Source organism: Clostridium chrysemydis, assembly GCF_015234215.1.
Classification (GTDB): domain Bacteria; phylum Bacillota; class Clostridia; order Clostridiales; family Clostridiaceae; genus Clostridium; species Clostridium chrysemydis.
Genome location: NZ_JADEKP010000004.1, coordinates 1 through 19,542, shown reverse-complemented (window position 1 = coordinate 19,542; position 19,542 = coordinate 1). Strand labels below are relative to the sequence as shown.

Here is a 19,542-nt window from a genome sequence, read left to right as displayed (position 1 = left end):
TACTATTGCATTCCTTCGAAGAATTCGATTGAGCTTCCTTCTTGTAAAGTAACGATAGCTTTCTTTTGGTCTGCTCTCTTACCAACATGCACGCCCATTCTCTTAGTTTTTCCAAGTGTGTTGATAGTTTTTACTTCAGCAACTTTTACGTTGAAAACTTCTTCTACTGCTCTCTTTATTTGAGATTTGTTAGCACTTGTGTGAACTATAAAAGTGTACTTATTCTCAGCCATAGCTGCCATACTCTTTTCAGTTATAACAGGTTTTCTAATTATATCGTGGCTTGATAAATTCATTATGCGTACACCTCCTCAATTTTTTGTACAGCATCTTTAGTCATAACTACTTTTTTGTACTTAAGTAAGTCATAAACATTGATGTTGTTTGCAGGTATTACTGCAACTCCTTCGATGTTTCTAGCTGATTTGTAAACTATTTCGTTTGACTCAGCTGTAACGATAAGAGTTTTCTTAGCTTCCATTTCTTTAAGCATGTTAACTACTGATTTAGTTTTGATTGAATCGAAAGCTAAATCTTCAACTACTACGAATTCTCCAGCTTGAACTTTACTAGTTAATGCTGATTTCATAGCAACTCTTTTCATGCTCTTTGGTATAGCCATTCTGTAATCTCTTGGTTTTGGTGCAAATACAACACCACCCTTAATCCATTGTGGAGCTCTTATAGAACCTTGTCTTGCTCTACCAGTTCCTTTTTGTCTCCAAGGCTTGATTCCGCCTCCTCTAACTTCAGCTCTTGTTTTAGCTGATTGAGTTCCTTGTCTCTTGTTAGCTAATAATGCTACTACTACTTGGTGTAGTGCACTTTCGTTTATTTCAACTCCAAAAACATTTTCGTTTAATGAAAAATCTCCAATGTTTTTTCCTTCTTTATTAAATAATCCTACTGTAGGCATCCTGCTTCCTCCTTTCCTTTAGAAATTAAGCCTTAACTGCGTTTCTTATTACTACTGTGCTTCTGTTAGCACCAGGGATACCACCCTTGATTAGTATTAAGTTTTTCTCAGCTATTACTTTAACTACTTCTAAGTTTTCTACTGTAGTGTTTTTAGCACCCATGTGTCCTGGTAACTTTTTGTTTTTGAAAGTTCTTGATGGGTCTGAAGCAGCTCCCATTGAACCTGGCGCTCTATGGAATTTAGAACCGTGTGACATTGGTCCTCTTTGAGCGTTATGTCTTTTAATTGTACCTTGGAATCCCTTACCTTTAGAAACTCCTGATACGTCTACCTTATCTCCTGCAGCAAATACATCTGCTTTGATCTCTTGACCAACTTCGAATTCGCTAGCATTTTCTAATCTTAATTCTTTAAGAGTTCTCTTTAATGAAACTCCTGCTTTGTTGAATTGTCCTTTTCTAGGTTTGTTAACTAATTTTTCTCTTATGTCTCCATAACCTACTTGTATTGCATCATAACCGTCTGTTTCAACAGTTTTCTTTTGAACAACAACACATGGACCAGCTTCTACAACTGTTACAGGTACAACTTTTCCATTCTCATCGAATATTTGAGTCATTCCTACTTTTTTACCTAATATAGCTTTTTTCATGTATTTACACCTCCCAAACTAGTAGCGGATTGCTTTGCAATCGTAATAGTTCAATGTCTTTTTTATTTAAAATTTAGCTATTAAAGCTTAATTTCTATATCTACTCCAGCTGGTAGATTTAATCTCATTAATGCATCAACAGTTTTTGGTGATGGATTAACGATATCTATAAGTCTCTTGTGAGTTCTTATTTCAAATTGCTCTCTAGAGTCCTTATATTTGTGAACTGCTCTTAATATAGTAACAACATCTTTTTCAGTTGGTAGTGGTACTGGACCTACTACTTTAGCTCCTGTTGTCTTTGCAGTTTCAACGATTTTTTCAGCAGATTGATCTAATATAGTGTGATCAAATGCTTTTAATCTGATTCTTATTTTTTGTTTTGACATCTTGGTTTCCCTCCTTTTCATGTACGCTTTACTTCTAACGCACAACAGCGGTTCTTCTATAAACTGTTCCTGGTGTATCCTAAACCTAAGAAAGAATATAAAATCCCTGTCGTCGGATTCGAGATCCTGACTTACTCCTCAAGAATTACCCGGAAGTCCGGCAACCTCTTGATTCATCGCCGTATGCTACACAACTATTTTATTATACTATCTTTATAGTATAATATCAAGCATTTACGTAATTTATTTTTCGGTTTTTATTACTAGAATTAACTCGCTTTTTATATTCTAAATGTATTTCTATTAAATTTCAAGTTTTTTTATTTCCTTTTTGCAAATTAATTTTTGAAATCTTTTTCTTTTATTAATTATTCCCTTTTATGGTTTTATTAAACAAAAAAATAGAGTTTAGGACGTCTCCTAAACTCTATTTTATATAAAACAATTTAAATTCTAAGTTTAAATTACTCGATTATTGAAGTAACAACTCCTGAACCAACTGTTCTTCCACCTTCTCTGATCGCGAATCTTAATCCTTCGTCCATTGCAACTGGAGTGATTAATTCAACGTTCATGTCGATGTGATCTCCTGGCATTACCATTTCCATTCCGTCTGGTAATTTGATTGATCCTGTTACGTCAGTTGTTCTGAAGTAAAATTGTGGTCTGTATCCATCGAAGAATGGAGTATGTCTTCCACCTTCTTCTTTTTTAAGTACGTATACTTGACCTACGAATTTTTTGTGTGGTTTAACTGATCCAGTTTTAGCTAAAACTTGACCTCTTTCGATTTCTGTTCTTTGGATTCCTCTTAATAATGCTCCGATGTTATCTCCAGCTTGTGCGTTGTCTAATAACTTTCTGAACATTTCGATTCCTGTTACAACAGTTTTCTTAGTTTCTTCTTTAATTCCTACGATTTCAACTTCTTCACCAACATTTAAGATACCACTTTCAACTCTACCAGTTGCAACTGTTCCTCTTCCTGTTATTGTGAATACGTCCTCGATTGGCATTAAGAATGGTTTATCTGTAGCTCTCTCTGGAGTTGGGATATACTCATCTACTGCTTTCATTAACTCATCGATACAAGCTGTTGCAGCTTCATCAGTTGGGTTTTCTAAAGCTTTTAATGCTGATCCAGTTATTACTGGGATGTCGTCTCCTGGGAAATCGTACTCGCTTAATAGCTCTCTTACTTCCATTTCAACTAATTCTAATAATTCTTCGTCATCTACCATATCTGCTTTGTTTAAGAATACTACGATGTGGTCAACTCCAACTCTTGATGCAAGTAGGATATGCTCTCTTGTTTGAGGCATTGGACCGTCTGCAGCTGAACAAACTAAGATAGCTCCGTCCATTTGAGCAGCACCAGTGATCATGTTCTTAACGTAGTCAGCATGTCCTGGACAGTCAACGTGTGCGTAGTGTCTGTTTTCTGTTTCGTACTCAACGTGTGCAGTGTTGATTGTGATTCCTCTTTCTTTTTCTTCTGGAGCTTTATCGATTTCGTCATATTTGAATGACTCAGCGAATCCTCTGTTTGCTAAAACAGTTGTTATAGCAGCTGTTAATGTAGTTTTACCGTGGTCAACGTGACCGATAGTTCCGATATTTACGTGTGGTTTACTTCTTTCAAATTTTGCTTTTGACATTGTAAAATCCTCCTTCATTAAGGTCATATAATGTTATTTACGACACTATTATAACCGATTGTTCTTTTATTATAAATACTATTAATATTTTTATTCAAATTTCATAAATAAAATTTGATATTTGATGGCTAGTTATCTAGCCATCTATATATTTAAGAATAAATAAGGTTCTTATTTATCTCTTTTTCCAATAACTTCTTCTTGGATTGATTTTGGCACTTCGTCATAGTGATCAAATACCATTGAGTAAGTTCCTCTACCTTGAGTTTTTGATCTTAATGATGTAGCGTATCCAAACATCTCTGATAATGGAACGAATGCTCTAATTACTTGAGCTCCGTGTTTAGCTTCCATACCTTCGATTCTACCTCTTCTTGAGTTAACATCACCCATAACATCTCCCATGTACTCTTCTGGTACAACTACTTCAACCTTCATTGTAGGTTCAAGTAATACTGGGTCTGCTTTTTTCATAGCGTTCTTGAATGCCATTGATCCAGCAATTTTGAATGCCATTTCGTTTGAGTCAACATCATGGTATGAACCATCGATACATCTAACTTTAAAGTTGATAGTTGGGTATCCTGCGATAACCCCACTTTCAGCAGCTTCTTGAATTCCGTTATCTACAGCTGGAACGTACTCTCTTGGAATAACTCCCCCAACGATAGCGTTTTCGAATTCGTATTCTCCTTCGTGTGGTATCATTTCTATCCAACAGTGACCGTATTGTCCTCTACCACCTGATTGTCTTACGAACTTACCTTCAGCTTTAACAGCAGATCTGATAGTTTCTTTGTAAGCAACTTGTGGAGCACCAACGTTACACTCAACTTTGAATTCTCTTTGTAATCTATCAACGATGATATCTAAGTGAAGCTCACCCATACCAGCGATGATTGTTTGACCTGTTTCTTGATCAGTCCAAGTTTTGAAAGTTGGATCCTCTTCAGCTAGTTTAGCTAAAGCGATACCCATTTTTTCTTGACCTGATTTAGTTTTAGGCTCGATAGCGATTGAGATAACTGGTTCTGGGAAGTCCATACTTTCAAGGATTATTGGTGCGTTTTCAGCACATAATGTATCCCCTGTAGTAGTATTCTTAAGACCAACAACAGCTCCTAAGTCTCCTGCTCTTAACTCTTGAACTTCTTCTCTTGAGTTAGCGTGCATTTTAACTAGTCTACCGATTCTCTCTTTTTTACCTTTTGTTGAGTTAAGTACATAAGTACCACTCTCCATGATTCCTGAGTAAACTCTTGTGAATGCTAATCTTCCAACGAATGGGTCTGTAGCTATTTTGAATGCTAAAGCTGACATTGGAGCTTCATCACTAGCTTCTCTTTCTAATTCTACTTCTGGATCGTCAACATCTATACCTTTTACAGCAGGTATATCTAAAGGTGATGGTAAGTAATCAACAACTAAGTCGATCATTTCTTGAACACCTTTGTTTTTGTAAGATGATCCACAGATTACAGGAACGATTTCGTTAGCTATAGTAGCTTTTCTTAAAGCAGCTTTTAACTCTTCTAAAGTTAACTCTTCACCCTCTAAGTATTTCATCATTAACTCTTCATCTGTTTCAGCTATAGCTTCGATCATTAATGATCTGTACTCTTCAGCTTTATCAGCTAAATCAGCTGGTACGTCACAAACTTCAATGTCTTTTCCTAAGTCATCTTTGTGTATGAACGCTTTGTTTTGTAGTAAGTCTACCATTCCAGCGAAGTTTTCTTCAGCTCCTATTGGAATTTGAATAGCTACTGCGTTAGCATTTAATCTTTCTCTTACAGAGTTGATACATGCATAGAAGTCAGCTCCTGTAGCATCCATTTTGTTTACGTAGATAGCTCTTGGAACTCCGTAGTTGTTTGCCTGTCTCCAAACTGTTTCAGTTTGTGGCTCAACTCCACTCTTAGCATCAAGTACTGTAACAGCACTATCAAGACATCTTAAAGATCTTTCAACCTCAACTGTGAAATCTACGTGTCCTGGAGTATCGATTATGTTTATTGCATAACCTTTCCATTGACAGAATGTAGCTGCAGAAGTAATTGTGATACCTCTTTCTTGCTCTTGTGCCATCCAGTCCATTTGTGAAGCACCATCGTGTGTTTCACCAATTTTGTGTGTTCTTCCTGTATAGAATAGTATACGCTCTGTAGTTGTTGTTTTACCAGCATCTATGTGAGCCATTATACCAATATTTCTAAATTTCTCTAAAGGAAATTGTCTTGCCATAATTGTTCCTCCTCCCGATGAGTAATTTTAAATTCAACAAAACTGTTTTGACTGAGTAAGCCAAAACAGTTTTAAAATTAGTATCTGTAGTGAGCGAATGCTTTGTTAGCTTCAGCCATTTTGTGAGTATCTTCTCTTTTCTTAACTGCAGCTCCTGTGTTATTAGCAGCGTCCATTAATTCAGCAGCTAACTTTTGACACATTAACTTCTCTCCTCTTTTTCTAGTTGCTATTAACAACCATCTGATACCTAGTGTCTGTCTTCTTTCAGCTCTAACCTCTATTGGAACTTGGTAAGTAGCTCCACCTATTCTTCTAGCCTTTACTTCTAGTAATGGCATTATATTGTTCATAGCTTCTTCGAAAACCTCTAAAGCATCTTTTCCAGTTTTTTCAGCAATCATTTCGAATGCATCGTAGCATATTTTTTGTGCTACTCCTTTTTTACCGTCTAACATGATTCCGTTTATTAACTTAGTTACAACCTTTGAGTTATAAACTGGATCTGCTAAAACATCTCTTTTTGCGATATGTCCTTTTCTTGGCACTTTTCTTCCCTCCTTAACAATTTTGATTTAAGTTCATTGGTACTCGACACACTTAAGTTGCGTATCGTAAAGTGCTTTTCTCCGTTACATGCATTAAATTTAATATATAAATCTATGTAAATACCGTAGATAAGCACTACATTAGTTTAGAGATTCCTATTTCTTAGGTCTCTTAGCACCGTATTTTGATCTTGATTGAAGTCTATTAGCTACTCCTGCGCAGTCTAATGCACCTCTTACGATGTGGTATCTAACCCCTGGAAGGTCTTTAACTCTTCCACCTCTTATAAGAACAACACTATGTTCTTGTAAGTTGTGTCCTACTCCACCGATGTAAGCAGTAACTTCGAATCCGTTTGTAAGTCTTACTCTTGCAACCTTTCTTAGGGCTGAGTTAGGCTTCTTTGGTGTAGAAGTTTTAACTACTGTACATACTCCTCTTCTTTGTGGGCAGCTCTTAAGTGCTGGTGAGTTTGATTTGCTTGCAGCAACTTTTCTTCCTTTTCTTACTAATTGGCTTATAGTTGGCATTTTTTCACCTCCTGAAATTTATTTATCTATATTAAATTTTAGATAAACCTAATTTAATTAAAATTTTTGTCTTAATAAAAAAACATTGAGGCAGAGACATCTCTGCCTCAATGACTTAAAAGACATTACTAGTTTTGTGTACTCTCTTGAATACACAAGATGTATTTTAACATTTAAGAATACACCTGTCAATAAAATTAGATTATTATTCTGCAACACCAATTATTTCAGTATCTTCAGTATCTTCTTCAACATCTAATCTTACGTTTCTGTATTTCATTAAACCTGTTCCAGCTGGAATAAGTTTTCCGATAATAACATTTTCTTTTAATCCTATTAGTGGATCTATCTTACCTTTAATAGCTGCTTCTGTAAGAACTCTTGTAGTTTCTTGGAATGAAGCTGCTGATAAGAAACTGTCAGTTGCAAGTGAAGCTTTAGTAATACCAAGTAATACTTGATCTCCTTGTGCTTCTTCTCCACCAAATTCTCTAACTCTATTGTTTTCTTCTTGGAAGTCGAAGATATCAATAGTAGTTCCTGGTAGAAGATTTGTATCTCCTGACTCAGTTACTTTTATCTTTCTAGTCATTTGTTTTACAACTACTTCTAAGTGCTTATCGTTGATATCAACCCCTTGTAGTCTATAAACTTTTTGTACTTCTGATAATAAGTAATTTCTTGCTCCATCTACACCTTTGATTGCCATTATATCATGAGGGTTAACTGAACCTTCTGTAATTTCATCTCCAGCTTCGATTATTTGGTCTGTAGTAACTTTTACTCTTGAACCAAACGGTATATCATAGCTTACTTCTTCACCTTCTGGGCTCATAACGTAAACTGTTTTCTTTTTCTTAGTATCTTCAACTCTTACAGTACCACCAATTTCACTTACTATTGCAAGACCTTTTGGTTTTCTAGCTTCAAATAACTCTTCTACCCTTGGAAGACCTTGAGTGATATCTCCAGCTGAGGCAACCCCTCCTGTATGGAAGGTTCTCATTGTAAGCTGAGTACCTGGTTCTCCGATTGATTGAGCCGCTATTATACCAACTGCTTCTCCGATATTTATCTCTTTAGCAGTTGCCATATTCATACCGTAACATTTTGAACATACACCAACTTTACAATCACATGTAAATACTGATCTAATTTTAACCTTTTTAACTCCAGCATCTGATACTTTTTCTGCAAGTTCTGCATCCATGTAAGCATCGTTTGGAACTATAACTTCACCAGTTTCTGGGTGAATTACATCCTCAGCTGTGTATCTTCCAGTTAATCTTTCTTTTAATTCTTCGATGATCTCGTTACCTTCTTTGATTTCTGAAACACAAATACCATTTGTACTTCCACAATCTTCTGATCTTACGATAACATCTTGTGATACGTCAACAAGTCTTCTTGTTAAGTATCCTGAGTCAGCAGTCTTAAGCGCTGTATCTGCGTTACCTTTTCTAGCTCCGTGAGTAGATATGAAGTACTCAAGTACGTCAAGTCCTTCTCTGAATGAAGCTCTGATTGGTAACTCAAGAATTTTACCTGATGGACTTGCCATAAGTCCTCTCATACCAGCTAACTGTTTGATCTGTGACTTAGATCCTCTGGCCCCAGAGTCTGCCATCATGAATATTGGATTGAATTTATCAAGACTATCCATTAGTGCATCGGCAACTTCTTCAGTTGTCTTAGTCCACTTCTCGATAACTCTTTCATATCTTTCATCTTCTGATATAAATCCTCTTTTATACATCTTTTCTATCTTATCAACTGTTGCATCTGCATCATCTAATAATTCGTATTTCTTTTGAGGTACTATCATATCAGACGCAGCTACTGTTATAGCTCCGATTGATGAATAGTGATATCCTAATGCTTTGATTCTATCTAGCATTATTGAAGTTTGAGTTGGACCATGCTTCATGTAGCATTTATCTATAATAGTTCCTAATGACTTTTTAGTTATTAAGAAATCTACTTCTAACTTGAATGTTTCTTCCGGATTTGATCTATCGATAAAACCTAAATCTTGAGGAATTGATTCGTTAAATATTAACTTACCAACAGTAGTTTTAATAACTCCTGATTTCATTTCCCCATCAATTTCTTTAAACATTTTTACAAAAATATCTGCATGAATGCTTATTGCTTTAACTTCGTAAGCCATTATAGCTTCATCTTTAGATGAGAAGTATTTACCGCTACCTAAAGCACCTTCTTTATCTAATGTGATGTAGTATGATCCTAGAACCATATCCTGAGTAGGTACACATACTGGTTTACCATCTGATGGTTTCATTATGTTACCTGCAGCTAGCATTAAGAATCTAGCCTCTGCTTGAGCCTCTACTGATAATGGAACGTGAACAGCCATTTGGTCTCCGTCGAAGTCAGCGTTGTATGCTGTACATACTAATGGGTGAAGCTTGATAGCTCTACCTTCTACTAGTACAGGTTGGAATGCTTGAATTCCAAGTCTGTGAAGAGTAGGAGCACGGTTAAGTAACACTGGATGGTCTGTGATAACTTGTTCTAAGATATCCCATACTTGTGGCATTACTCTTTCTACCATTCTTTTAGCACTCTTAATGTTGTGTGCTACTCCATCAGCTACTAATTTCTTCATTACGAAAGGCTTGAATAATTCAAGTGCCATTTCTTTTGGAAGTCCGCATTGGTACATTTGTAACTCAGGTCCAACAACTATAACTGATCTTCCTGAGTAGTCAACCCTCTTACCTAGAAGGTTTTGTCTAAATCTACCTTGCTTACCTTTAAGCATATCTGATAATGATTTAAGTGGTCTGTTTCCAGGTCCTGTAACAGCTCTTCCTCTTCTACCATTATCTATTAGAGCATCCACTGCTTCTTGAAGCATTCTCTTCTCGTTTCTAACGATAATATCTGGTGCCCCTAGATCTAATAACTTTTTAAGTCTGTTATTTCTGTTAATAACTCTTCTATATAAGTCATTTAAATCTGATGTAGCAAATCTTCCACCATCTAATTGAACCATAGGTCTTAAATCTGGTGGGATTACTGGAATTACGTTTATAATCATCCATCTTGGATCATTTCCTGATGATTTGAATGACTCGATAACTTCAAGTCTTCTGATTATTCTAACTTTCTTTTGTCCAGTGCTTTGCTTTAATTCTTCTTTTAAATCTCTTGCTGATCCTTCTAAGTCGATTTCTCCTAAAAGTTCTTGAACAGCTTCTGCACCCATTCCAGCTACAAAGCTCTCTTCACCATACTTATCTACAGCTTCTCTATATTCTTTTTCATTAAGAAGTTGCTTCTTTAATAATGGTGTTTCTTTTGGATCAATTACTACGTATGAAGCAAAGTATAAGATTTTTTCAAGAGATCTTGGTGACATATCTAAGATTAATCCCATTCTTGATGGAATTCCTTTGAAGTACCAAATATGAGATACAGGAGCAGCAAGTTCAATGTGCCCCATTCTCTCTCTTCTTACTTTAGCTTTAGTAACTTCAACTCCACATCTGTCACAAACGATACCTTTGTATCTTACTCTTTTATACTTTCCACAGTGACATTCCCAGTCTTTAATAGGTCCAAAAATTCTTTCACAGAATAGACCATCTCTTTCTGGTTTTAAAGTTCTGTAGTTAATAGTTTCAGGTTTTTTAACTTCTCCCCTTGACCATTCTCTGATTTGTTCAGGGGATGCTAAGCCAATTTGCATGGCGTCAAAATTATTTAATTCAAACAAGGGTAAGCCTCCCTTCAAAATTAGTGTTCATCATTAAAATCTTCAAGATCTAAGTTATCATCTAACTCTTCTAATTGGAATCCTTCAAACTCTTCCTCTTCTTCGTCTTCGTTTGAAGTATAACCATCATTAGTTTCCATAGTAGGTTGAGCTGGAACGAATTCCTCTGTTCCTTCTATGTTAACTTCTAATTCACCGTTACTGTCTTCATTTTCTTCAGTTAATTCTTTTATCTTAACTTCTTCATTCTTGCTAAGAACTCTTACATCTAAGCATAACGCTTGTAATTCTTTTATAAGAACTTTGAATGATTCAGGAACTCCTGGCTCTGGTATGTTTTCACCCTTTACGATAGCCTCGTAAGTTTTAACTCTACCAACAACATCATCAGACTTAACAGTTAATATTTCTTGTAATGTATGTGCTGCACCGTATGCTTCAAGTGCCCAAACTTCCATCTCTCCAAATCTCTGTCCACCGAACTGAGCTTTACCACCTAGTGGTTGTTGAGTTACTAGTGAGTAAGGACCTGTTGATCTTGCGTGAATCTTATCATCAACTAAGTGAGCAAGTTTCAGGATATACATGATACCTACTGTTACTTCGTTATCGAAAGCTTCTCCAGTTCTTCCATCGAAAAGAACTGTTTTACCGTTAGCATTATATCCAGCATCTACTAAACATTGTTCTATATTTTCTTCTGTTGCACCGTCGAATACAGGAGTAGCTATGTGCCATCCTAATTGACTAGCTGCCCATCCTAAGTGAACTTCAAGTACCTGACCGATGTTCATACGTGATGGAACCCCTAGTGGATTTAAGCAGATTTGAAGTGGTCTTCCATCTGGTAAGAATGGCATATCTTCTTCAGGTAATACCCTTGAGATAACCCCTTTGTTACCGTGACGTCCAGCCATCTTATCTCCAACAGAGATTTTTCTTTTTTGTGCTATATAAGCTCTTACAAGTTCGTTAACTCCAGGGTTTAATTCATCACCATTTTCTCTTGTGAATACTTTGATATCAACTATGATACCAGCTTCCCCGTGAGGTACTCTTAATGAAGTATCTCTAACTTCTCTTGCTTTTTCACCAAATATAGCTCTTAATAATCTTTCTTCAGCAGTTAATTCAGTTTCACCTTTTGGTGTAACTTTACCAACTAAGATATCTCCTGATCTAACTTCAGCACCGATTCTGATTATTCCTCTTTCATCTATATCTTTTAAAGCGTCTTCACTTACGTTAGGAATATCCCTAGTTATTTCTTCAGGCCCTAACTTAGTGTCTCTAGCTTCACATTCATATTCTTCTATGTGGATTGATGTAAATACATCTTCTCTTACTAACTCTTCTGAGATAAGCATAGCATCCTCATAGTTGTAACCTTCCCAAGTTATGAATCCCATTCTGATATTTTTACCTAATGCGATTTCTCCTAGATCAGTTGAAGGACCGTCTGCTAGTACTTGGTTTTTGAATACCATCTCACCAACGCTAACTAATGGTCTTTGATTTATACAAGTACCTTGGTTACTTCTTTTGAACTTTAATAACTTGTATGTGTCGATTCCACCATCAACATCTCTTTTAACTTTTATTTCACTAGCACTTACATAAGTAACTGTTCCAGCGTTTTTCGCTTTTGGAAGAACCCCAGAATCAGCTGCTGCTCTGTACTCAATTCCTGTTCCTACTATTGGAGCTTGTGGCTTTAATAGTGGTACTGCTTGACGTTGCATGTTTGATCCCATTAGAGCTCTTGATGCGTCATCATTCTCAAGGAATGGTATCATAGCTGTTGCTACTGAAACGATTTGTCTAGGTGATACGTCCATAAGATCTACATCTGAAGCAGGAACTACTATAACTTCTTCCATATATCTAACTGTTACTTTATCGTGAATGAAGTTTCCATCTTCATCTAAAGGTTCGTTAGCTTGGGCTACAAGGTATTGGTCCTCTTCGTCAGCTGTAAAGTATCTTATTTCCATAGTTGCTCTCTTATTAGCTTTATCAACAATTCTGTATGGAGTTTCAATAAATCCATATTCATTAACTTTAGCATAAGTTGCAAGAGAGTTTATAAGACCTATGTTTGGTCCCTCTGGAGTCTCGATTGGACACATTCTACCATAATGAGAGTGGTGAACGTCTCTAACTTCGAAACCAGCTCTTTCTCTTGAAAGACCTCCTGGTCCTAAAGCTGAAAGTCTTCTCTTGTGAGTTAACTCTGAAAGTGGATTTGTTTGATCCATGAATTGTGATAATTGTGAACTACCAAAGAATTCTTTAATAGCTGCAGCAACTGGTCTTATATTGATAAGCATTTGAGGTGTTATCGCTTCTTGGTCTTGAATAGTCATTCTCTCTCTAACTACTCTTTCCATTCTTGATAAACCAATTCTGAATTGGTTTTGAAGTAATTCACCAACAGATCTTAATCTTCTATTTCCTAAGTGATCAATATCATCTATATATCCTATTCCATAAGCTAATCCTAATTCATAGCTGATAGTTGCAAAGATATCATCTTTGATTATGTGCTTAGGTATTAATTTGTTTATGTTTTTCTTAATTTCTTCTTTAATTGTTTCTTCATCTGTAAAGTTGTCTAAGATTTCTTTAAGAGTTGGATAGTGTACTTGTTCTTTAACATTTAAATCAGAAATATCGAATGATACAACTTTTTCTAAATTAACAAAGTGGCTACCTATAACTCTAACAACTTTATCTTCTACTAAAACATCTACTGAGTTAATTCCAGCATTTTGAATAGCTTCTGCCATATCTCTGCTGATTTTCTCTCCTTGCTCTACCATTATTTCACCTGTTGTAGGATTAACTACATCTACAGCTGCAACTTGGTTTGCAATTCTTAAGTTAATAGCAAGTTTTTTATTAAACTTGTATCTACCTACTCTTGACATGTCGTATCTTTTTGCATCGAAGAATAATGAATCGATTAATGATACAGCACTTTCTACAGTAGGTGGCTCACCTGGTCTTAATCTCTTATAGATCTCAAGTAAAGCTTCCTCTTCTGTTTTAGTGTTATCTTTTTCTATTGAAGCTCTAAATCTTTCTTCTTCACCGAAGTAATCTAAAAGCTCTTGATCACTTCCTATACCCATAGCTCTAGCTAAGATACTTATTGGAAGTTTTCTTGTTTTGTCGATTCTTACGTATATAATATCGTTTGAATCTGTTTCATACTCAAGCCATGCTCCTCTATTAGGAATAACAGTTGATGAGAATAATCTTTTACCATTCTTATCTCTTGTTTGGCTATAGTATACACCTGGAGATCTAACTAATTGGCTGACGATAACTCTCTCAGCTCCATTAATTATAAAAGTTCCTTGTTCTGTCATTAATGGGAAATCACCCATAAATACTTCTTGCTCTTTTATTTCTCCTGTTTCAGTATTAGTAAGTCTTACTGATACCTTTAGTGGTGCTGCATAAGTTGAATCTCTCTCCTTACACTCTTCCACTGAGTACTTGATATTTTCTTTATCAAGTTTGTAATCAACGAATTCAAGTACTAGATTACCTGTGAAATTTCCAATAGGATTAATGTCATCAAATACTTCATGAAGACCTTCCTTTAAAAACCACTCGTATGAATCTAATTGTACTTCGATAAGATTTGGCATATCTGTTACATCTTTAACTTTACCAAAACTCATTCTTGTTCTTTTTCCAGATTGGACAGGATGTACCATGAATTTTCACCCCTTGTATAAACTAAAATAACCAAAAGCATAACTTCCCTAAGGACTTTAGCTTTCGGACAGCATCTTGATAGTGATATAATCGCTATTATTGATTATACCTTATTTTCGACTAAATATACTTCTCCATATTGAATAGTACATTTAATGATAGTATCACACCTTATGTGTTATGTCAACATATTATTTTATCAATAAATTAATATATTTATATTTTTATAAAAATTTATAGCATGTTTACAACCCCATACTATAAATAAAACTATATAAAGTATCCTGATTTTTGTGGATATTTTATATAGTTTCAAAATTAGTGGAAATAAAAAGGTGCTATAAAAGCACCTTTTTATATAATTACTATTACTAAAGCAAGTCAAATACTATTTAACTTCTACTTCTGCTCCAACTTCAGCTAATTTAGCTTTCATTTCTTCAGCAGCTTCTTTAGCTACAGCTTCTTTAAGTGTTTTAGGAGCTCCATCAACTATTTCTTTAGCTTCTTTTAATCCTAAACCAGTTATTTCTCTAACTACTTTGATAACTTTGATTTTGTTAGCTCCAGCGTTAGTTAAAACTACGTCGAACTCTGATTTTTCTTCTGCAGCAGCTCCTGCTACAGCTCCAGCAGCTGCAACTGGTGCAGCAGCGCTTACTCCGAACTCCTCTTCGCAAGCAGTTACTAATTCGTTTAATTCTAAAACTGTCATTTCTTTTATAGCTTGAATGATATCTTCTCTTGTCATTTTAATTGCACCTCCAAAATTTTTAAAACCAAATTAATTCTTTGAATTAATTCTATTATTCAGCTGATTCAGCTTCTTTTTTCTCTTTTATTGCATTTAATAAGTATGCAAGATTTGATAATGGGCTCTTGATACTTCCAAGAAGTTTTGCAATAAGAACTTCTTTTGATGGTATTGAAGCGATTTTTGTGATTTGATCTTTATCATAAACATCACCTTCAACTATACCAGCTTTTAACTCAAGTTTCTTGTGATCCTTAGCGAAATCATTTAAAACTCTTGCAGCTACTGTTGCATCGTCATATCCGAATGCTATTGAAACAGGACCTTCTAAGTATTCTACAACACCATCGAATCCTAATTCTTTAGCAGCTAAAGTAACTAAAGTATTTTTGTATACTTTGTATTCTACTCCAGCCTCTCTTAAGTTCTTTCTTAATTGAGTATCTTCTTCAACAGTTAAACCTTGATAATCAGTTAAAACAACACCTTTTGCTTTTTCTAATTTTTCTCTGATTTCAGCAACTTTTGCTTCTTTTAATTGTCTGTTCTTGTTCACTGTGTGTCCACCTCCTCACAGTATTACCTGCTCTATTATAAATAAAGGTCTTCCCGTAGACAGAGGAAGACCTAAAATTAAACATGTATTTAAGGACCCTCGGTAGGTTGTTTACGTTATGCCGTTAAGCACCTACTGTCTACGGAACTATATTTCTTTTTTCAACATGAACTATTGTATCACTTAAATTTTAATAAGTCAACTATTTTTTTGTCGAATTATAAAACTTTTACTGGGTTGATTTTAGCACCAGGTCCCATTGTGCTTGATACAGTTACTGATTTAATGTATTGTCCTTTAGCAGCAGCTGGTTTAGCTTTTACTAAAGCATCCATTAATGTTGTGAAGTTGTCTTGTAATTTTTCAACTCCGAATGATTTTTTACCGATTGGGCAGTGTACGATAGCTGTTTTATCAACTCTGTACTCTACTTTACCAGCTTTGATGTCAGCAATTGCTTTAGCTACATCAAATGTTACTGTTCCTGATTTAGGGTTTGGCATTAATCCTTTAGGTCCTAAAACTCTACCTATTCTACCAACTACACCCATCATATCTGGAGTAGCTACAACTACATCGTAGTCGAACCAGTTTTCTGATTGGATCTTTTGAACTAATTCTTCAGCTCCAACGAAATCTGCTCCCGCTTCTTGAGCTTCGTTTGCTTTATCTCCTTTAGCAAAAACTAAAACTTTTACCTCTTTACCTGTTCCGTGTGGTAATACTACAGCACCTCTAACTTGTTGGTCTGCATGTCTTGGATCTACCCCAAGTCTTACGTGTAATTCGATTGTTTCATCGAAGTTAGCTTTTGCAGTTTTTACAGATAACTCTAAAGCCTCTTCTGGATTGTATAAAGCATTTTTGTCTATTAACTTTGCACTTTCAACATATTTCTTTCCCATTTATAAGCCTCCTTTGTGGTATTAGCGGTTTTTACCTCCCACTATTTTTAATGAAAATTACTCTTCTACAGTTACACCCATACTTCTTGCTGTACCAGCAACCATTCTCATAGCGCTTTCTACAGATGCAGCATTTAAGTCTGGCATTTTGATTTCTGCGATTTTCTTAACTTGCTCTTTAGTTAACATACCAACTTTAGTTTTGTTTGGTACTCCTGATCCACTTTCAAGTCCTAATTCTTTTTTGATTAGTACTGCAGCTGGTGGAGTTTTTAGTATAAAACTAAATGATCTGTCTTGGTATACTGTGATAACTACTGGTATTATTAGTCCAGCTTTATCAGCAGTTTTTGCGTTGAACTCCTTACAGAATCCCATGATGTTTACACCGTGTTGTCCTAATGCAGGACCTACTGGTGGTGCTGGAGTTGCCTTTCCTGCAGCAAGTTGAAGTTTAATCATTCCAGTTACTTTCTTAGCCATTTTATTATTCCTCCTATACTGTGGTATATACGGATAACCTATTTCTTGTTTTGTTATCCTCCCACTTGATTAAAATCAGCTATAAATTAAACTAATTTCTCAATTTGATTGAATTCTAGCTCAGCCAATGTTTCTCTTCCAAACATATCAACTGATGCTTTGATTTTGTGTTGCTCTAGATTAATCTCTTGGATAGTTGCAACAAATTCTCTAAGTGGTCCAGAGATAACTCTTACACTTTCACCTACTTCAAGATCTACATCAGATGGTAGTTCAACAACTCCCATTGATTCAACCTCATAGTCAGTAAGAGGCACTGGTTTAGAACCAGGTCCTACGAATCCTGTAACTCCTCTAGTGTTTCTTACAACATACCAAGATTCATCTGTCATTAGCATCTTCACTATTACATAACCTGGGAACTTTTTCTTTAAAGTTACTTTTTGCTTACCATCTTTTTCTTCGATAGCTTCTTCCATAGGAATTTGGATATCTTGAATAAGATGTTCTAAGTTTCTGTTTTCAACAACTTTTTCGATGTTTACTTTAACTTTGTTTTCGTACCCAGAATACGTATGTACTACGTACCATCTTGCTCTTTCACTCATATTTCCTTCAGTGTCAGACACCTACTAAACCTCCTTTTATTTAAGTTTCAAAACTACTTCAAAGAGGTTTTGAAAAATGTAGTCTAGTCCGCCTACTAACACTATGTATACTAGGGCGAACCCAAGAACTGCAATTAATGCTTTCTTTGTTTCTTCTTTTGAAGGCCATGTTATTCTTTTTAATTCAGCTAACACGTCTTTAAAGAAGTTTGACTTGCCCCCTTTAGTAGAAGCAGTGCTTTTTACTTTTTTACTAGTCATAAATTCACATCCTTACTCTTATATAAGTCTGTGTCATTTCTAAAATCGCTTTGAATTACTTAGTTTCTCTATGAAGAGTATGCTTTTTACAGAATTTGCAGTATTTGTTCATTTCTATTCTGTCTGGGTTGTTTTTCTTATTCTTCATTGAGTTGTAGTTTCTTTGTTTACACTCTGTGCATGCTAAAGTTATTTTTACTCTCACGGTTCGCACCTCCAGTTTTTATATATATATTCTAAGAGTTAATTTCCTCTTACTGTATCTAAAAATCGTGATTGTGTGTTACTTTCTCACATTATCACAATTCTTTTACCATGTCAATAATATACTCTTTATAAAGGACTAGGTAGTTAAACCCAGTCCTATATAATTATATATTTAATTAGTATATATATTTGATTCTAAATTTTAAATTACTCGATTATTGAAGTAACAACTCCTGAACCAACTGTTCTTCCACCTTCTCTGATCGCGAATCTTAATCCTTCGTCCATTGCAACTGGAGTGATTAATTCAACGTTCATGTCGATGTGATCTCCTGGCATTACCATTTCCATTCCGTCTGGTAATTTGATTGATCCTGTTACGTCAGTTGTTCTGAAGTAAAATTGTGGTCTGTATCCATCGAAGAATGGAGTATGTCTTCCACCTTCTTCTTTTTTAAGTACGTATACTTGACCTACGAATTTTTTGTGTGGTTTAACTGATCCAGTTTTAGCTAAAACTTGACCTCTTTCGATTTCTGTTCTTTGGATTCCTCTTAATAATGCTCCGATGTTATCTCCAGCTTGCGCGTTGTCTAATAACTTTCTGAACATTTCGATTCCTGTTACAACAGTTTTCTTAGTTTCTTCTTTAATTCCTACGATTTCAACTTCTTCACCAACATTTAAGATACCACTTTCAACTCTACCAGTTGCAACTGTTCCTCTTCCTGTTATTGTGAATACGTCCTCGATTGGCATTAAGAATGGTTTATCTGTAGCTCTCTCTGGAGTTGGGATATACTCATCTACTGCTTTCATTAACTCATCGATACAAGCTGTTGCAGCTTCATCAGTTGGGTTTTCTAAAGCTTTTAATGCTGATCCAGTTATTACTGGGATGTCGTCTCCTGGGAAATCGTACTCGCTTAATAGCTCTCTTACTTCCATTTCAACTAATTCTAATAATTCTTCGTCATCTACCATATCTGCTTTGTTTAAGAATACTACGATGTGGTCAACTCCAACTCTTGATGCAAGTAGGATATGCTCTCTTGTTTGAGGCATTGGACCATCTGCAGCTGAACAAACTAAGATAGCTCCGTCCAATTGAGCAGCACCAGTGATCATGTTCTTAACGTAGTCAGCATGTCCTGGACAGTCAACGTGAGCGTAGTGTCTGTTTTCTGTTTCGTACTCAACGTGTGCAGTGTTGATTGTGATTCCTCTTTCTTTTTCTTCTGGAGCTTTATCGATTTCGTCATATTTGAATGACTCAGCGAATCCTCTGTTTGCTAAAACAGTTGTTATAGCAGCTGTTAATGTAGTTTTACCGTGGTCAACGTGACCGATAGTTCC

Annotated in this window: 18 protein-coding genes and 1 other annotated feature; all 18 genes read right to left on the bottom strand. The window is 35.5% G+C overall.

Going from position 1 to position 19,542, the window contains the following annotated elements:
* Positions 1-2: 2 nt before the first annotated feature.
* Positions 3-296, bottom strand: coding sequence for a 50S ribosomal protein L23 (gene rplW / locus INR60_RS11395; RefSeq protein WP_194191661.1), 294 nt, complete (start codon positions 294-296; stop codon positions 3-5).
* Entirely contained in the window at positions 296-916 is a 621-nt protein-coding gene (gene rplD, locus INR60_RS11390) for a 50S ribosomal protein L4 (RefSeq protein WP_194191660.1), read from the bottom strand. The genes rplW and rplD overlap by 1 nt, the downstream gene beginning before the upstream one ends.
* A 25-nt stretch (positions 917-941) precedes the next feature.
* A complete protein-coding gene (gene rplC, locus INR60_RS11385; protein ID WP_194191659.1) occupies positions 942-1,571 on the bottom strand; it encodes a 50S ribosomal protein L3 in 630 nt (209 codons plus the stop codon).
* Positions 1,572-1,651: 80 nt separating this feature from the next.
* Positions 1,652-1,960, bottom strand: coding sequence for a 30S ribosomal protein S10 (rpsJ, locus tag INR60_RS11380; RefSeq protein ID WP_008426564.1), 309 nt, complete (start codon positions 1,958-1,960; stop codon positions 1,652-1,654).
* A gap of 464 nt (positions 1,961-2,424) precedes the next feature.
* Positions 2,425-3,618: an elongation factor Tu gene (tuf, locus tag INR60_RS11375; protein WP_194191658.1), complete on the bottom strand. Its 1,194-nt coding sequence runs from the start codon at positions 3,616-3,618 to the stop codon at positions 2,425-2,427.
* Between the two features lie 171 nt (positions 3,619-3,789).
* Positions 3,790-5,862 carry an elongation factor G gene (gene fusA, locus INR60_RS11370; protein ID WP_194191657.1) on the bottom strand — a complete coding sequence of 691 codons (2,073 nt, stop codon included), beginning with the start codon at positions 5,860-5,862 and terminating at the stop codon, positions 3,790-3,792.
* Positions 5,863-5,939: 77 nt separating this feature from the next.
* The gene (gene rpsG / locus INR60_RS11365) at positions 5,940-6,410 is read right to left on the bottom strand and encodes a 30S ribosomal protein S7 (RefSeq protein ID WP_194191656.1); all 471 of its coding nucleotides are present in this window, start codon (positions 6,408-6,410) and stop codon (positions 5,940-5,942) included.
* A gap of 156 nt (positions 6,411-6,566) precedes the next feature.
* Entirely contained in the window at positions 6,567-6,941 is a 375-nt protein-coding gene (gene rpsL / locus INR60_RS11360; RefSeq protein WP_194191655.1) for a 30S ribosomal protein S12, read from the bottom strand.
* Between the two features lie 205 nt (positions 6,942-7,146).
* Positions 7,147-10,683, bottom strand: coding sequence for a DNA-directed RNA polymerase subunit beta' (gene rpoC, locus INR60_RS11355; protein ID WP_194191654.1), 3,537 nt, complete (start codon positions 10,681-10,683; stop codon positions 7,147-7,149).
* 20 nt (positions 10,684-10,703) lie between these two features.
* Positions 10,704-14,411 carry a DNA-directed RNA polymerase subunit beta gene (rpoB, locus tag INR60_RS11350; RefSeq protein ID WP_194191653.1) on the bottom strand — a complete coding sequence of 1,236 codons (3,708 nt, stop codon included), beginning with the start codon at positions 14,409-14,411 and terminating at the stop codon, positions 10,704-10,706.
* A 389-nt stretch (positions 14,412-14,800) separates the two neighbouring features.
* Entirely contained in the window at positions 14,801-15,163 is a 363-nt protein-coding gene (rplL, locus tag INR60_RS11345; RefSeq protein WP_194191652.1) for a 50S ribosomal protein L7/L12, read from the bottom strand.
* Positions 15,164-15,218: 55 nt separating this feature from the next.
* The gene (rplJ, locus tag INR60_RS11340; RefSeq protein WP_194191651.1) at positions 15,219-15,722 is read right to left on the bottom strand and encodes a 50S ribosomal protein L10; all 504 of its coding nucleotides are present in this window, start codon (positions 15,720-15,722) and stop codon (positions 15,219-15,221) included.
* A 31-nt stretch (positions 15,723-15,753) separates the two neighbouring features.
* Positions 15,754-15,885 (bottom strand) — a sequence feature (ribosomal protein L10 leader region).
* A gap of 55 nt (positions 15,886-15,940) precedes the next feature.
* Positions 15,941-16,627: a 50S ribosomal protein L1 gene (gene rplA / locus INR60_RS11335; RefSeq protein WP_194191650.1), complete on the bottom strand. Its 687-nt coding sequence runs from the start codon at positions 16,625-16,627 to the stop codon at positions 15,941-15,943.
* Positions 16,628-16,684: 57 nt separating this feature from the next.
* A complete protein-coding gene (gene rplK / locus INR60_RS11330) occupies positions 16,685-17,110 on the bottom strand; it encodes a 50S ribosomal protein L11 (RefSeq protein ID WP_194191649.1) in 426 nt (141 codons plus the stop codon).
* An 86-nt stretch (positions 17,111-17,196) separates the two neighbouring features.
* Entirely contained in the window at positions 17,197-17,718 is a 522-nt protein-coding gene (nusG, locus tag INR60_RS11325; protein ID WP_194191874.1) for a transcription termination/antitermination protein NusG, read from the bottom strand.
* Positions 17,719-17,754: 36 nt separating this feature from the next.
* Complete coding sequence (secE, locus tag INR60_RS11320) at positions 17,755-17,979, bottom strand: preprotein translocase subunit SecE (RefSeq protein ID WP_194191648.1); 225 nt, start codon at positions 17,977-17,979, stop codon at positions 17,755-17,757.
* Between the two features lie 55 nt (positions 17,980-18,034).
* Positions 18,035-18,184 carry a 50S ribosomal protein L33 gene (rpmG, locus tag INR60_RS11315; protein WP_194191647.1) on the bottom strand — a complete coding sequence of 50 codons (150 nt, stop codon included), beginning with the start codon at positions 18,182-18,184 and terminating at the stop codon, positions 18,035-18,037.
* 209 nt (positions 18,185-18,393) lie between these two features.
* Positions 18,394-19,542 (bottom strand): elongation factor Tu (tuf, locus tag INR60_RS11310; protein WP_194191646.1); only part of this gene is annotated, 1,149 nt, incomplete at its 5' end.

What these genes read in the sequence shown, in the direction of transcription:
- rplK (WP_194191649.1), bottom strand. Translation starts at nt 17,110, where the DNA reads ATGGCTAAGAAAGTAACTGGAATGATTAAACTTCAACTTGCTGCAGGA.
- rplC (WP_194191659.1), bottom strand. Translation starts at nt 1,571, where the DNA reads ATGAAAAAAGCTATATTAGGTAAAAAAGTAGGAATGACTCAAATATTC.
- nusG (WP_194191874.1), bottom strand. Translation starts at nt 17,718, where the DNA reads ATGAGTGAAAGAGCAAGATGGTACGTAGTACATACGTATTCTGGGTAC.
- rplW (WP_194191661.1), bottom strand. Translation starts at nt 296, where the DNA reads ATGAATTTATCAAGCCACGATATAATTAGAAAACCTGTTATAACTGAA.
- rpsJ (WP_008426564.1), bottom strand. Translation starts at nt 1,960, where the DNA reads ATGTCAAAACAAAAAATAAGAATCAGATTAAAAGCATTTGATCACACT.
- rpsL (WP_194191655.1), bottom strand. Translation starts at nt 6,941, where the DNA reads ATGCCAACTATAAGCCAATTAGTAAGAAAAGGAAGAAAAGTTGCTGCA.
- fusA (WP_194191657.1), bottom strand. Translation starts at nt 5,862, where the DNA reads ATGGCAAGACAATTTCCTTTAGAGAAATTTAGAAATATTGGTATAATG.
- rplD (WP_194191660.1), bottom strand. Translation starts at nt 916, where the DNA reads ATGCCTACAGTAGGATTATTTAATAAAGAAGGAAAAAACATTGGAGAT.
- rplA (WP_194191650.1), bottom strand. Translation starts at nt 16,627, where the DNA reads ATGGGAAAGAAATATGTTGAAAGTGCAAAGTTAATAGACAAAAATGCT.
- rpoB (WP_194191653.1), bottom strand. Translation starts at nt 14,411, where the DNA reads ATGGTACATCCTGTCCAATCTGGAAAAAGAACAAGAATGAGTTTTGGT.
- secE (WP_194191648.1), bottom strand. Translation starts at nt 17,979, where the DNA reads ATGACTAGTAAAAAAGTAAAAAGCACTGCTTCTACTAAAGGGGGCAAG.
- tuf (WP_194191658.1), bottom strand. Translation starts at nt 3,618, where the DNA reads ATGTCAAAAGCAAAATTTGAAAGAAGTAAACCACACGTAAATATCGGA.
- rplL (WP_194191652.1), bottom strand. Translation starts at nt 15,163, where the DNA reads ATGACAAGAGAAGATATCATTCAAGCTATAAAAGAAATGACAGTTTTA.